This window comes from Robiginitalea sp. (assembly GCF_049588695.1).
In the GTDB taxonomy this organism is placed as follows: domain Bacteria; phylum Bacteroidota; class Bacteroidia; order Flavobacteriales; family Flavobacteriaceae; genus Robiginitalea.
On sequence record NZ_JBAVZJ010000165.1, the window covers coordinates 1 to 13,215 of the forward strand.

At 49.1% G+C, this 13,215-nt stretch carries 13 protein-coding genes and 1 pseudogene; 10 read left to right on the plus strand and 4 right to left on the minus strand.

Going from position 1 to position 13,215, the window contains the following annotated elements; genetic code table 11:
* The 9 genes from WBV75_RS03900 to WBV75_RS03940 all read left to right on the plus strand — a co-directional run.
* The coding region (locus tag WBV75_RS03900; protein ID WP_424119342.1) for a PorV/PorQ family protein at positions 1 to 532 on the plus strand (532 nt) is incomplete at its 5' end.
* A 97-nt stretch (positions 533 to 629) separates the two neighbouring features.
* Entirely contained in the window at positions 630 to 1,124 is a 495-nt protein-coding gene (locus WBV75_RS03905; RefSeq protein WP_424119343.1) for a cytidine deaminase, read from the plus strand.
* A 139-nt stretch (positions 1,125 to 1,263) separates the two neighbouring features.
* Positions 1,264 to 2,262, plus strand: coding sequence for a pyruvate dehydrogenase (acetyl-transferring) E1 component subunit alpha (pdhA, locus tag WBV75_RS03910; RefSeq protein ID WP_424119344.1), 999 nt, complete (start codon positions 1,264 to 1,266; stop codon positions 2,260 to 2,262).
* 11 nt (positions 2,263 to 2,273) lie between these two features.
* Positions 2,274 to 3,914 carry a pyruvate dehydrogenase complex dihydrolipoamide acetyltransferase gene (locus WBV75_RS03915; RefSeq protein ID WP_424119345.1) on the plus strand — a complete coding sequence of 547 codons (1,641 nt, stop codon included), beginning with the start codon at positions 2,274 to 2,276 and terminating at the stop codon, positions 3,912 to 3,914.
* A 41-nt stretch (positions 3,915 to 3,955) separates the two neighbouring features.
* A complete protein-coding gene (locus tag WBV75_RS03920) occupies positions 3,956 to 4,888 on the plus strand; it encodes a M28 family metallopeptidase (RefSeq protein WP_424119346.1) in 933 nt (310 codons plus the stop codon).
* Between the two features lie 7 nt (positions 4,889 to 4,895).
* The gene (locus WBV75_RS03925; protein WP_424119347.1) at positions 4,896 to 5,576 is read left to right on the plus strand and encodes an SDR family NAD(P)-dependent oxidoreductase; all 681 of its coding nucleotides are present in this window, start codon (positions 4,896 to 4,898) and stop codon (positions 5,574 to 5,576) included.
* Positions 5,577 to 5,632: 56 nt separating this feature from the next.
* The gene (locus WBV75_RS03930) at positions 5,633 to 6,238 is read left to right on the plus strand and encodes a SprT-like domain-containing protein (RefSeq protein ID WP_424119348.1); all 606 of its coding nucleotides are present in this window, start codon (positions 5,633 to 5,635) and stop codon (positions 6,236 to 6,238) included.
* A gap of 25 nt (positions 6,239 to 6,263) precedes the next feature.
* Complete coding sequence (locus WBV75_RS03935) at positions 6,264 to 7,349, plus strand: mannose-1-phosphate guanylyltransferase (protein ID WP_424119349.1); 1,086 nt, start codon at positions 6,264 to 6,266, stop codon at positions 7,347 to 7,349.
* 7 nt (positions 7,350 to 7,356) lie between these two features.
* Positions 7,357 to 8,844, plus strand: a complete 1,488-nt coding sequence (locus tag WBV75_RS03940; RefSeq protein WP_424119350.1) for a DUF389 domain-containing protein — start codon at positions 7,357 to 7,359, stop codon at positions 8,842 to 8,844.
* Here WBV75_RS03940 and WBV75_RS03945 read toward each other — a convergent pair.
* Together WBV75_RS03945 and WBV75_RS03950 are read right to left on the minus strand one after the other, a co-directional pair.
* The gene (locus tag WBV75_RS03945; protein WP_424119351.1) at positions 8,841 to 9,608 is read right to left on the minus strand and encodes an ABC transporter ATP-binding protein; all 768 of its coding nucleotides are present in this window, start codon (positions 9,606 to 9,608) and stop codon (positions 8,841 to 8,843) included. The genes WBV75_RS03940 and WBV75_RS03945 overlap by 4 nt on opposite strands.
* A gap of 4 nt (positions 9,609 to 9,612) precedes the next feature.
* Positions 9,613 to 10,350 carry an MlaE family ABC transporter permease gene (locus tag WBV75_RS03950; protein ID WP_424119352.1) on the minus strand — a complete coding sequence of 246 codons (738 nt, stop codon included), beginning with the start codon at positions 10,348 to 10,350 and terminating at the stop codon, positions 9,613 to 9,615.
* Positions 10,351 to 10,460: 110 nt separating this feature from the next.
* On the opposite strand from WBV75_RS03950, the gene pafA reads away from it, so the two are divergent.
* On the plus strand, positions 10,461 to 12,146 hold the full coding sequence (gene pafA / locus WBV75_RS03955; RefSeq protein WP_424119353.1) for an alkaline phosphatase PafA: 1,686 nt from the start codon (positions 10,461 to 10,463) through the stop codon (positions 12,144 to 12,146).
* Here pafA and WBV75_RS03960 read toward each other — a convergent pair.
* A complete protein-coding gene (locus WBV75_RS03960; RefSeq protein WP_424119354.1) occupies positions 12,138 to 12,998 on the minus strand; it encodes a glycosyltransferase family 2 protein in 861 nt (286 codons plus the stop codon). The genes pafA and WBV75_RS03960 overlap by 9 nt on opposite strands.
* Before the next feature lie 13 nt (positions 12,999 to 13,011).
* A pseudogene (locus tag WBV75_RS03965) lies at positions 13,012 to 13,215 on the minus strand (methyltransferase); the annotation flags it as partial.

The following is a 13,215-nucleotide window of genomic DNA, read 5'->3' on the forward strand; positions in this document are numbered from 1 at the left end:
CTCTAACCTGGGTCCCAAAATTCAATACGACGCCGGGGGACAGGAGAATTTTATACCCACCAATCTCGGATTAGGTGGAGGATTTGATTTTATTTTCGATATGGACAATGCGCTTTCCCTCCGCGGAGAGTTCAATAAGTTGTTGGTGCCTACCCCCCAGGATTTTAATGGGAATGGATTTTTGGACCAGGAAGACAACGCTATATACCAGGATATCGGGTGGTTTGAAGGCGTTTTTAAATCCTTCGGAGACGCTCCTGACGGATTTAGCGAGGAATTGAAGGAAATTACCTGGGCTCTCGGAGCCGAATACGTCTTTCGGGAGGCGTTTATGCTCCGGGCAGGGTATTTTAATGAAAGTGAGGAGAAAGGTTTTCGAAAATTCTTTAGCCTTGGTGCCGGTTTCCGGTATAATAATGCGCAAATTGATCTTTCCTATCTCTTTTCAACAGCACAGGTGCGGAATCCACTGGAGAATACCCTGCGGTTTTCGCTCACTTTTTACCTGGGGCAGGAATTCTACAACGACTAAACATCTTATACATACACTTAAAGGACCCGCCAAATTACCTGGCGGGTTTTTTTTGCGCGGCACTGCAGTTTGTAATCAGAGCAATGTATCTTTAACTATGGAGAAACGACACGTGGGTTTTGACCTGACTATTTACGAGGGGGAAGAAGCCCTTCCCTCTGGGGATCGGGAGCTTTTGAAAAAAGCACGGACTGCCACTTCAGGGGCGTATGCGCCTTACTCGGGTTTCAGGGTGGGTGCCGCCCTGTCGTTGCAATCGGGAGAAGTGCTCATTGGAAGCAATCAGGAGAATGCCTCCTTCCCCTCCGGCCTCTGTGCGGAACGCGTTGCCGTATTTCAAAAAGGCGCTCGCTTTCCCGAGGGTGTCATTGAGGTTTTGGCTGTGGTCGCCCTCTCCCCCGGGAATCACTTGAAAACCCCGGCCGCCCCTTGCGGGAATTGTCGCCAATCCCTGTTGGAATACGAACACCGTCAGAAAAGGCCGATTAGAATCCTGTTGCAGGCCGACAATGGACAGGTTTATGAATGTCCTTCGGTTTCAGCCCTGCTTCCCCTGGGCTTTGATCAGAGTTATCTGGACTCCCGATTTTAATTAAGTTTCAGGTGGTTCAGTCTTTGGGTTCCATTTTTTTCCCTTAATTGATTTAATGTGTATTTTTGCTCTTCTACGTCGGGAAAACAGGCAGTCTGTCTCGGTTTTCTGACCCCAAAAACGATAGAAACAGGCCTTCATGAAAAAAATTACCAAAGAGGTATACCTGAACTGGTACGAGGAGATGCTTTTCTGGCGGAAGTTTGAAGATAAACTCGCCGCGGTATATATCCAACAAAAAGTAAGGGGTTTCCTGCACCTCTATAACGGGCAGGAGGCTGTCCTGGCGGGGTCCCTTCACGCTATGGAACTCGGAAAAGACCGGATGATTACGGCTTACCGAAACCATGTACAACCTATTGGGATGGGCGAAGACCCCAAAAAGGTGATGGCCGAGCTTTTCGGGAAGGTGACGGGAACCTCTAAAGGAATGGGGGGTTCCATGCATATCTTTTCCAAAGAACACAGGTTTTATGGCGGGCACGGAATCGTCGGAGGGCAAATCCCCCTGGGCGCAGGCCTGGCCTTTGCGGACAAATACTTTGGAAGGGATGCCGTGACTTTATGCTATATGGGTGATGGGGCTGTTCGGCAGGGTAGCCTGCACGAGGCCTTTAACCTGGCTATGTTATGGCAGTTGCCGGTGGTTTTTATCTGTGAGAACAACGGGTATGCTATGGGGACTTCCGTAGCCCGAACGGCACACACTACCGATATCTGGAAACTCGGACTCGGGTATGAAATGCCTTGTGGCCCCGTGGATGGCATGAATCCGGTTGCCGTAGCGGAAGAAGTCAATAAGGCCATTGAACGGGCCCGAAGTGGAGGGGGACCTACCTTTTTGGAGGCGAAGACATACAGGTACCGTGGACACTCCATGTCGGATGCCCAGCACTACCGGACCAAAGATGAGGTGGAAGAATATAAAAAAATCGACCCGATCAGTCAGGTGAAGCAGGTCATCCTGGACAAAAAATACGCTTCGGAAGAAGATCTGAAGGAAATAGATGCCCGCGTCAAAGAACGGGTAAAAGAATGCGAGAAATTTGCGGAGGAATCTCCCTTCCCTCCAGTAGAACAACTCTATGACGTGGTCTACGAACAGGAGGATTATCCATTCCTGAAACATAAATTATAACAGAAAGTCAGATGGCTGAGATTATCACAATGCCCCGACTGAGCGATACCATGGAAGAAGGCACCGTGGCTAAATGGCTCAAAAATGTTGGGGACACCGTTGAGGAGGGAGACATCCTTGCCGAAATTGAAACGGACAAGGCGACCATGGAATTTGAATCCTTTCACGAGGGTACTTTACTGCATATCGGAATTGCCGAAGGCGACGGGGCTCCTGTGGACGCCCTACTCGCCATTATAGGTGCTGAGGGTGAAGATATTTCGGCTTTGCTGGATGAAAAGGGCGCTCCTGCCAACGGGGCTCAGGAGGAAAAACCCCGGGAAACATCCGCGGGGGAAAAGGCGGAAGCACCTGCCTCCGGATCGGCTGAGGAACTTCCCGAAGGGGTGGAAATCATCACAATGCCACGCCTGAGTGATACTATGGAAGAAGGCACCGTGGCCTCCTGGTTAAAGAAAGTTGGAGATAGTGTCGAGGAAGGGGATATCCTTGCCGAAATCGAAACGGACAAGGCCACCATGGAATTTGAATCCTTCTATACGGGTACGCTGCTGCATATAGGGATACAGGAAGGCGAATCTGCCCCGGTGGACGCTGTCCTCGCCGTAATTGGCCCCGAAGGCACGGATGTTTCGGCCGCGTTAAGCACATCTGCTGCCGCAGGGGAAGGCCCAACGGACTCGGCTCCGGCAGAGGAGGAAGCCAAGACGGACGAAACGAAGACTCCTTCAAAACCCCAACCGGCCGAAACGGCTCATGGGGATCGGATTTTTGTCTCACCACTCGCCCGGAAAATGGCTGAAGAAAAGGGAATTGATCTGAAGCAGGTTACAGGAACCGGTGATTCGGGCCGGATCGTAAAGCGGGATATCGAGAACTTTGTTCCTGCCGCGGCCCCGGCAGCTGCTTCGCAACCTGAAGCTTCGGGTCAGGCCGCCCCGGGTGTTACGGCGTATGTCCCTGCAGGGGAAGAGGCTTCCGAGGAAGTTAAGAATTCTCAAATGCGCAAGGTGATTGCCAAACGTTTGAGTGAATCCAAATTTACCGCCCCGCATTACTACCTCACCATAGAGGTGGATATGGAACAGGCTATGGCCTCACGCGGAAGCATAAATGCCCTCCCGGACACCAAAGTATCCTTTAACGATATGGTTGTCAAGGCCTGTGCCATGGCGCTTAGGAAACACCCGCAGGTGAATACGTCCTGGAGTGCGGATGCGATGAAATACAACAAACACATCCATATAGGAGTTGCAGTAGCCGTAGATGAAGGTTTGGTGGTTCCTGTACTGAAATTCGCAGATCAGATGAGTCTTACCCAGATCGGTTCAGCGGTTAAGGACCTCGCTGGCAGGGCGCGTATCAAAAAAATTACCCCGGCTGAGATGGAGGGGAGTACATTTACGGTTTCCAACCTGGGAATGTTTGGTATCCTCGAGTTTACCTCTATCATCAACCAGCCGAATTCCGCGATATTATCTGTGGGGGCCATTGTTGAAAAACCTGTGGTGCGTGAGGGGGAAATAAAAGTAGGGCATACGATGAAGGTAACCCTGGCTTGCGATCACAGGACGGTTGATGGGGCTACGGGGTCTCAGTTCCTGCAGACGCTGAGGGCATATCTGGAACATCCTGTAACCATGTTGGCCTGATGCGTATTGCCATCCCTTATCGTTTAAACAGGACTGTCGCCTTGAATAGGAGGCTATACTTTATATGGGGGATTGTTGCGATGGGCTTGTTGCTGGGTTCCTGCGGGAGCATACCCAGTGCCAAAAAAATGAATGAGGTAGTGACCTACCTCGCCTCAGACGAACTTAAAGGCAGGGATACCGGATCTGAAGGTATAGAGAAAGCTGGGGAATTCCTGGAAAACGAGTTAGAGGCGTATGGGGTAAAACCCTTTTTTGACAGTTTTCGGGACACGCTTTCGAATACGAGTACCCTGGCTTATAATATTGTCGGTGTTATCGAAGGTTCCGATCCAAATCTGAAAGAGGAGTATATCCTTATCGGCGCCCATTTTGATCATATCGGAATCGTCCCGCCCAAAGATGGGGACGAAATTGCGAACGGGGCCAATGACAACGCCTCGGGAACTTCTACGGTCCTGGAACTGGCGCGTTATTTTGGAAGGCAAAATGCTCCAAAACGCAGTTTGATTTTTGCATTTTTCAGCGCGGAGGAAAAGGGGTTATTGGGTTCCAAACACCTGGCAACGGGTTTAAAGGATTCGGGGGTAAACCTCTATGCCATGCTCAATTTTGAGATGACTGGCGTGCCCATGCAGGGCAAAGACTACCTGTTATATCTAACGGGGTATGAGAAGTCCAATCTCGCAGCCGTTGCCAATGCTTATGGAGGAGAAGGCCTGGTTGGGTTTTTGCCTAAAGCCGGTGAGTTTAACCTGTTCCAACGCTCAGACAACTACGCCTTCTGGGAAGTCTATGGCGTGCCTTCTCATACTTTTTCATCTTTTGACTTTGAGAATTACAACTACTACCACCAACCGGGAGATGAAGCCTCGAGAATGGATTATGAACATCTCTCAAAGGTTGTCAGCCGGATGATCCCGGTTATTGAGGGGATTGCCAACGGGGGCAGTGAAGAGATCAAACTAAACTAAACTGAGCATGTCGAAGATTATCATTACGGGCACAAGCCGGGGCATTGGTTTTGAGTTGGTGACCCAGCTGGCTGCTGCCGGTCATCAGGTATTGGCGCTGTCGCGAAATGAGAATCCAGTTTTGGAACTCGGTTTGGCAGGGGTGACTACATGGTGCTTTGACATTACGGATCCCGGGCATATTAAAAAGGCCGCAAACTGGGTGAAAGGGGAATGGGGAACAGCCGATGTACTGATTCACAATGCCGGAATGTTGTTAAATCGACCCTTTACGGATTCAACCGTTGATGACTTCAGAGCGATTTACGAGGTCAATGTCTTCGGGGTAGCGGAATTGACACGGGCCCTTATCCCGGTTATGGAAGCAGATGGCCATGTACTTACGATCAGTTCTATGGGGGGTGTTCAGGGGAGTGCCAAATTTCCGGGCCTGGCTGCATACAGTTCGAGTAAAGGAGCGGTAATCACCCTGGTGGAACTCCTGGCTGAAGAGTATAAAGATACCGGCCCTTCGTTTAATGTGCTGGCTCTGGGAGCCGTCCAAACCGAAATGCTCGAGGCCGCATTTCCCGGGTATCAGGCTCCGTTAAGTGCGGGGGAAATGGCCGCTTATATTGGGCATTTCGCACTAACCGGACACGCCTATTACAATGGGAAAATACTTCCTGTGAGTAATTCTACCCCATAAATTCGGGAACTTCAGGGTAAAACATTTACACGTGTTATTTTTCTAACTTTACCTCAATGGAAAAGGTGTTGGAGCGCTATATTCCGGAACGGGCGATCGGGCCCTGTCTGGAACTTATTAAAAAGTATGGAATTCATTTAAAAATAGTCAACCAACGGGTGACCCGTCATGGAGATTATCGGATGCTTCCCGGGGGCGGGCATATGATCACGGTAAATTCCATGTCCAACAAATATCGGTTTCTGATCACACTCATCCACGAATTTGCCCATTTGGTGGCATTTGAGACTTATGGAAGGCGGATAAAGCCCCATGGAAAAGAATGGAAGTACACTTTTCAACAGATGATGCTTCCCTTTTTAAGGCCTGAAGTTTTCCCCAATCAACTCCTTCCATTGCTCGCCCGGCATTTTAAAAATCCAAAGGCCAGTAGCAGCACCGATTCCGCGCTTGCCCTTGCTCTGAGGGAATTCGATTCGGAAGCACGGGATAAGCAATACGTTTATGAACTCCCGGAAGGCAGTGTGTTTCGTATGTACAATGGTCGTATTTTTAAGAAGGGGCCGAAGAAAATAAAACGGTACCAGTGTATTGAGGTTGCAACCGGAAAATTGTATCTTTTTCAACCCCAGGCAGAAGTAGAATGGCTGGGAAGATCCTGACCTGATAAATCTTAAAGAAGCTCTTTTGAATTCGAATTACTACGCAATATTGATGGCCGGAGGGGTTGGTTCCCGCTTTTGGCCTGTGAGTACCACAGCATACCCCAAGCAATTTCACGACATGCTGGGTGCGGGCGTTTCCCTGCTTCAAAAAACATTTGGACGTCTTTCGCGCTTTATACCGGCGGAGAACATTTTAATCCTGACCAATGAGCGGTACACGAAATTGGTAATGGAACAATTACCGGAAATTGGGGCTTCACAGGTAGTGGCCGAACCCGCTATGAGAAACACGGCTCCATGCATCCTGTATGCGGCCCTGAAAATCCGGAAAATGAATCCGGACGCCCTTATTGTGGTTGCCCCCAGCGACCATTGGATAGAAGATGAACAGGCGTTTGAGGATGACGTGGTCCATTGTTTCGAAAAGTGTTCACAGGCTCCGGTGCTCTGTACATTGGGTATAGCGCCGTCGTTCCCGAATACAGGCTTTGGGTATATTGAATTCGATGCACAGGAAAAATCCAGGCCTGGAGTGAAAAAAGTGCAACAGTTTCGCGAAAAACCCGACTATGCCACAGCAAAACACTTTCTGAGCCAGGGAAATTTTCTCTGGAATGCAGGGATATTTATGTGGAGCGCATCGGCGATCATCGAGGCCTTCAAAGCCTATCAACCCAAGGAGTATGCGCTTTTTGAAAAAGGGACTGATGTTTATAACACCCCGGAAGAAGTAAAGTTCATTGGGGAGAATTACCCGAACGCGGCTAACATTTCCATCGATTACGCCATTTTGGAGAGGTCGGACGCCGTTTATGTATTGCCCGCAGGATTCGACTGGAATGACCTGGGCACCTGGGGTTCACTCTACGATAAACTCCCGAAAGACACTGCTGGAAATGCCGGCACCGGGACCCGTGTGCTCACCGAAGATTGTGAAGGACTTATGGTGCGGCTGCCAGAAGGCAAAATAGGCGTTTTGGAGGGCCTGAAGGACTATATTGTGGTCGATACTGAAAAGGCACTGTTAGTGCTGCCTAAAGAGAAAGAACAGGAAATTAAACAATGGGTATCAAGGGTGAAAGACACTTTTGGATCCGATTTTATCTAAACAGGTTATGGAAGTACCGGATAAGGAAGAACTGGAGCGGCAGAAAGCGGAGCGTACGGAAAGCCAGAGGGAATCAGAGGAAAAAGGCGATGAGGTTAAAAAGGATTTTAAAGGCCTCCTGGGCAGTGCTCGATCTTTCTTCAGTGATTTACTGAACATCCGCAATAATACGGACCAGGAGGCGACCCGTGCGGCCATTGATCAGGATATTTCCTTTAAGGGCCACAACGCCTGGATTTTGGTCTGTTCTATTTTTATCGCCTCGGTGGGGCTGAATGCGAATTCAACGGCTGTTGTCATTGGAGCGATGTTAATTTCCCCCCTAATGGGCCCTATCCTGGGTATAGGAATGTCGATAGCTACCAATGATATCGATACCCTGAGACGGTCCCTTAAGAATTTTGCGGTCATGGTTGTACTCAGTGTGCTCACGGCCTACCTTTTCTTTAACTTTTTCCCCCTTCGGGATGAATCCTCTGAATTACTGGCTCGAACGGAACCCGATATCCGGGATGTATTGATTGCCTTTTTTGGGGGCCTGGCACTGGTTATTGCCCGGGCCCGAAAAGGAACCATTGCCAGTGTGATCTTTGGGGTGGCTATAGCCACCGCCCTGATGCCTCCCCTCTGTACCGTCGGGTTCGGCATAGCCATCGGCAATTGGGACTATGCCCTGGGAGCCATGTACCTGTTTTTTATCAACGCCATTTTTATCGCCTTGGCGACTTTTCTGGTCCTTAAATACCTTCGATTCCCCATGGTCCGCTACGCCAATTCAAAGCGAAGGACTTTTATTTCCCGTATGGCCTCTGTCATTGCCGTATTAGTCATGATCCCGGCCAGTTACGCCTTTTGGCTCGAATTTAAGGAATCCCGGTTCCGCAGCCAGGCGCAGCGTTTGGTCCAGGAGACCATCGAAGTGTACCAGTTTTCTGGAAATGGCCGGTATATCGATAACCTGACAGAAATTCATTACGACCGTAAGGGGCAGTCTTATGTGGAGGTCGTTTGTATGGGCAATGAACAAATACCAGATAATATTATCTCAACCTGGAGGGGTCAGATGAAGGCGTATTCAGAGCTCGAAAAAGCCGAATACAGGGTAGTGCAGGGGGCACAATCGGATAGTGATGAAAAATTGCGCTATGTGAGTGAACTCTACGAAGCCAAAAAGTTAGAGTTGATGAGCAAAGATGAACGTATTCAAATCCTGGAAGAGGAACTTTCCAAGATGAGCAGCCTGGCGGACGGCTTATTTCCATTCGAGTCTGTTTCGGCAGAAGCCCGCGTAAATTATGAGGGTCTTGCGGGCCTTGGGTTCGCTTATACGCTACAAACAGACTTCAGTAAAACCGACACCATTCCGGTTTTTGAAGCCCGGTGGAAAGAAGAGGTCAATGCTCAGCAGCGGGAAGAGCAACTCAAAAAGCTTTCGGAATGGCTCAGAATTCGATTAAAAAACGAAAAGATACAGGTGCGGAATGCGGCTCCTTAGGCCCGTTCCTCCAGGTACATTTGACGTACTTTTTTAAAGAGTTCTGAGGAATATACAAAATTGCTCACAGCTTCGTTATCCGTTTTAAAGATGTCCTTGCTGCTTCCTTCCCACTCTTTAATACCATTCTTTAGAAAAACTATTTTTTCACCGATTTCCATGACTGAATTCATGTCATGGGTATTGATGACGGTGGTAATCTGGTACTCGTCAGTAATCTCCTGAATCAGGTTGTCTATGAGTATGGCTGTTTTCGGATCGAGCCCGGAATTCGGCTCATCACAGAAGAGGTACTTTGGTTTCATTACGATCGCCCGGGCGATGGCCACACGTTTTTGCATCCCACCTGAGATCTCAGACGGATACTTTTTATGCGCATCGATCAGATTGACACGCTCGAGGACAAAATCTACCCGCTCCTGCATTTCCTCGCGGCTTTGTTTGGTAAACATCTCCAGGGGGAACATGACATTACCCTCCACAGTTTTAGAATCAAAAAGGGCACTGCCCTGAAACACCATCCCCATTTCCTGGCGAAGGTTGCGCTGCTCTTCTATGTTAAATTCGGCGTAATCCCTGCCCTCGTAGCGGATGGTACCGCTAGTGGGAGTTATCAGGCCGAGCAGGCATTTCATAAAGACCGTTTTCCCCGAGCCACTTTGCCCGATGATCAGATTCGTTTTCCCTTGTTCAAAAACTGTACTAATCCCTTTGAGCACTTCGGTGCCTTCAAAAGATTTTTTAAGATCGCAAACTTCAATCATGGGCCTATCCGAGCATTAACTGTGTGAGTACGTAATTCATAAGAATAATCACAACACTGGTCCAAACAAATGAGATGGTGGACGCCTTACCGACTTCCAGGGCTCCCCCTTTCATAAAGTAACCATGGTAGGATGGAACAGTTGCTATGATAAAGGCAAAAACTATAGACTTAATAAAGGAGTAGGTGACGTGAAAAGGGATAAAATCGAGTTGGAGCCCTTCCACAAAATCAGCACTCGAGCTAAACCCCCCGAAGACACCTGCAACCCATCCCCCGAAGATTCCGATATACATGGCGATAGCCACGACAAATGGGTAGAGCATCATGGCGACAATTTTTGGGAAGACCAGGTAGTTCAGGGAGTTAACACCCATAATTTCCAGGGCATCTATCTGTTCCGTCACCCGCATGGTTCCGATGCTCGAGGTAATATAGGATCCTACCTTACCCGCCATGATAATGGACGTGAAAGTCGGGGCAAATTCCAGAATTACAGACTGGCGGGTGGCAAAGCCAATAAGGTTCCTCGGGATAAACGGACTCGTGATATTCAAGGCCGTTTGTATGGCCACCACCCCCCCGATAAAAAAGGAGATAAAGATTATAATCCCCATAGACCCGTAAATCAATTCGTCAATTTCTTTGAGAATCAGAGATTTCATGATCCCCCATTTGGTGGGTTTTCTGAAAACTTCGCGGACCATTATGGTATAACTTCCAATCGAGCTGAGGTAGTTCATTAAGATCTTTTAACCCTTGTGTGGTAAAAATAACAATATTCACACTCATTTAACCTTACAGGCTTTTATGATCTCGTTTAATATGTATTTTTGATTAGAAATTACGCCCTATGAGAATTCATTATTTCCGTTTGCACACCGTATTGCTGGCCCTGATTTTGGGAGGTTTTCTAAGGCTTGAAGCTCAGGAAAATACCCGGGACCGCGGAGGTTCTGGGGTCGCAGATACTTTTGAAAACCCGCCCCGGTTGGTCGTGGGGATCGTGGTGGATCAGATGCGGTACGATTATCTGACCCGTTTTTGGGATCATTATGGAAAGAAAGGCTTTAAAAGGCTGATTGGGGAAGGATTTTTCGGTAAGAACCATCATTTCGGTTATGCTCCAACCAGTACGGGCCCGGGCCATGCATCTGTATATACGGGGACTACCCCCAGCGGTCACGGAATCATTGGGAACAATTGGTATGACAAGTACACGGATTCCGGGGTCTATTGCGTGGGAGATACGTCTAAGACCTCTATAGGTACGACCACGAATGCCGGGCAGCATTCCCCCCATAGATTGATGACGACCACCATTACGGATCAGTTGAGGCTTCACTATCAGATGCGCTCCAAGGTTATTTCGGTTGCCATCAAGGACCGGGGAGCTGTTTTACCCGGCGGTCATACAGCCAACGCTGCCTATTGGTTTGAGGGAGGTGCGTCCGGGGGCTGGATCAGTAGTTCACATTATATGGACGCCCTACCGGCCTGGGTGCAGGAATTTAACGCCTCGAATCCCGCAGAGCGCTACAGGCAAGTCTGGAAACTCAGCCATAAACCGGAGTCCTATGTGGAAAGCGGTCCGGATAATGTGCCTTATGAAGGGGTGTTTACAGGGGAGGTAGCCCCGGTTTTCCCCCATGATCTCCCGGCGCTTTGGGCGGCCAATGGAGGTTACGATATATTGAAGGCAACACCTTTTGGGAATAGCCTGACGCTGGATTTTGCCTTAGAGGCCCTTGAAAAAGAAGGGCTCGGGGTCGATGAGATTACAGATTTTCTCGCCATTAGTTTTTCAAGCACGGATTACGTGGGACATAGATACGGGGTGAATTCCAAAGAAGTCCAGGATACGTATATCCGATTGGATGAAGAATTGGAGCGCCTTCTCAAAGAACTGGACAAGTCTGTAGGGGAGGGGGCTTATACTGTTTTCCTGACTGCCGATCACGGGGTATCCCCGGTGCCGGCTTACCTGGCAGATGCCGGTATCCCGGCAGGGTACCTTTATAAAAATAAGATGCGCGAGCGGTTGGGGGAATTTATGTCCTTTACCTATGGAACGACCGATTTACTGAAAGGATTCTCGAACAATCAGTTGTTTCTAGATCACGACCTGATGCGCAATCTTGAATTGGACCCGGAAGATGTACGTACACAGTTTGCGGAAGAGCTTTTGAAATACGAGGGAATATATAAGGTGTATACCTCCGGGCAGATGCGAAATGGATCTTTTACAGAAGGCATTGAAGCTATTTTGCAAAATGGGTATAACCAAAAAAGATCCGGTGATGTGATCCTGGTTCCCCCTCCGGCACATATCGATTATTCCAAAACCGGAACTACACATGGGTCTCCCCACATTTATGATACCCATGTCCCTTTGATTTTTTACGGAAAAGGAGTGGTCCCGGGCAGTACTGTACGTAAGACGTATATACGGGATATTGCACCTACCCTGGCAGTAATGCTGGGCATTGCTTTTCCCAACGGAACTACGGGCACAGCTATTCCGGAAGTGCTAGAATAAACGACCCATAATTTTTTTCCAGCGCCACCGGCGGACAAATTTGCCCTCCTCCGCATCCAGCATTCTCGGGTCCCCAGCCTTATAGGCCTGAAAGTAGGCGAGCATGGCGTGCCAGGGCAACGTGGTTTTCCTTCTTTGAACACCCATTTTACCGGCAGCAACCAGGCTAAGGAGCCAGCCATAATTCATGTGGTACAGCGCCTTCCCCTGAAATCGCGCATTTCGGGTTGAATAACCGGACCCTGTGGGGCGGAGATGCTTTACCTTGAGACCCGGCAGGGTACGGACCTCAAAGCCCCGATACCTGGCTAAAAGCACATCGGCGGTATCCCATCCAATAAAAGGCCGCAGGCCCCCAATACTCGAAAAACAGGCTCTGGAATACAATTTGACCGGACCCCGGACATGGTCGGTATTCGCTATGGCTTCATAGATCCATTGCCCCTCCTTTTTGATGTACAGGAGGCCTGAACATATCCCGGTTTTGGGGTTTTTTAGAAAACTATGCAGTATTTCTTCTAAATAATCAGGGGGGAGCAGGATGTCTGCATCGAATTTACCTATAAAATCAAAGGTGCTCCAATCCGATCCAAGTCCTTCATTGAACGCCTGTACAACTTTAGTCCCGGGGAGATGTTCTCTAGCGGAAGTGCGGTTGATAATTCTGATCCAGGGATGGGTTTTGGCAAACTCCGCGACCAAAGCCCCTGTTTGGTCCGTACTATTGTCATTCACGACCCGCAGCTCATCCGGGGTTCGGGTCTGATTTGCAAATGATTCCAGGCATTGGATGATGTGCGCCCCTTCATTGTGGGCAGGCATCACGATCAAAATTCTCTCTGCCTCCTTCATGGAATATTTACAATTATCGGGATGTGGAATCCGCGGATTGGGGACGCTCGGCATAGATCAGGTAGTACCGGGGTGTAAACCGCCTCAGAAGGGGCCTAAAGCCAATTTTTCCAACCGGGTGCGTCCACTGTATCCGGTCTTTGATTTCCCATCCTGCTTTTTCTAAAAGCCAGTCGAATTGCCAATCTTCAAACTCGTGGAAGTGACGGTCCCAGGG

What these genes read in the sequence shown, in the direction of transcription:
- WBV75_RS03905 (WP_424119343.1), top strand. Translation starts at nt 630, where the DNA reads ATGGAGAAACGACACGTGGGTTTTGACCTGACTATTTACGAGGGGGAA.
- pdhA (WP_424119344.1), top strand. Translation starts at nt 1,264, where the DNA reads ATGAAAAAAATTACCAAAGAGGTATACCTGAACTGGTACGAGGAGATG.
- WBV75_RS03915 (WP_424119345.1), top strand. Translation starts at nt 2,274, where the DNA reads ATGGCTGAGATTATCACAATGCCCCGACTGAGCGATACCATGGAAGAA.
- WBV75_RS03925 (WP_424119347.1), top strand. Translation starts at nt 4,896, where the DNA reads ATGTCGAAGATTATCATTACGGGCACAAGCCGGGGCATTGGTTTTGAG.
- WBV75_RS03930 (WP_424119348.1), top strand. Translation starts at nt 5,633, where the DNA reads ATGGAAAAGGTGTTGGAGCGCTATATTCCGGAACGGGCGATCGGGCCC.
- WBV75_RS03940 (WP_424119350.1), top strand. Translation starts at nt 7,357, where the DNA reads ATGGAAGTACCGGATAAGGAAGAACTGGAGCGGCAGAAAGCGGAGCGT.
- WBV75_RS03945 (WP_424119351.1), bottom strand. Translation starts at nt 9,608, where the DNA reads ATGATTGAAGTTTGCGATCTTAAAAAATCTTTTGAAGGCACCGAAGTG.
- WBV75_RS03950 (WP_424119352.1), bottom strand. Translation starts at nt 10,350, where the DNA reads ATGAACTACCTCAGCTCGATTGGAAGTTATACCATAATGGTCCGCGAA.
- pafA (WP_424119353.1), top strand. Translation starts at nt 10,461, where the DNA reads ATGAGAATTCATTATTTCCGTTTGCACACCGTATTGCTGGCCCTGATT.
- WBV75_RS03960 (WP_424119354.1), bottom strand. Translation starts at nt 12,998, where the DNA reads ATGAAGGAGGCAGAGAGAATTTTGATCGTGATGCCTGCCCACAATGAA.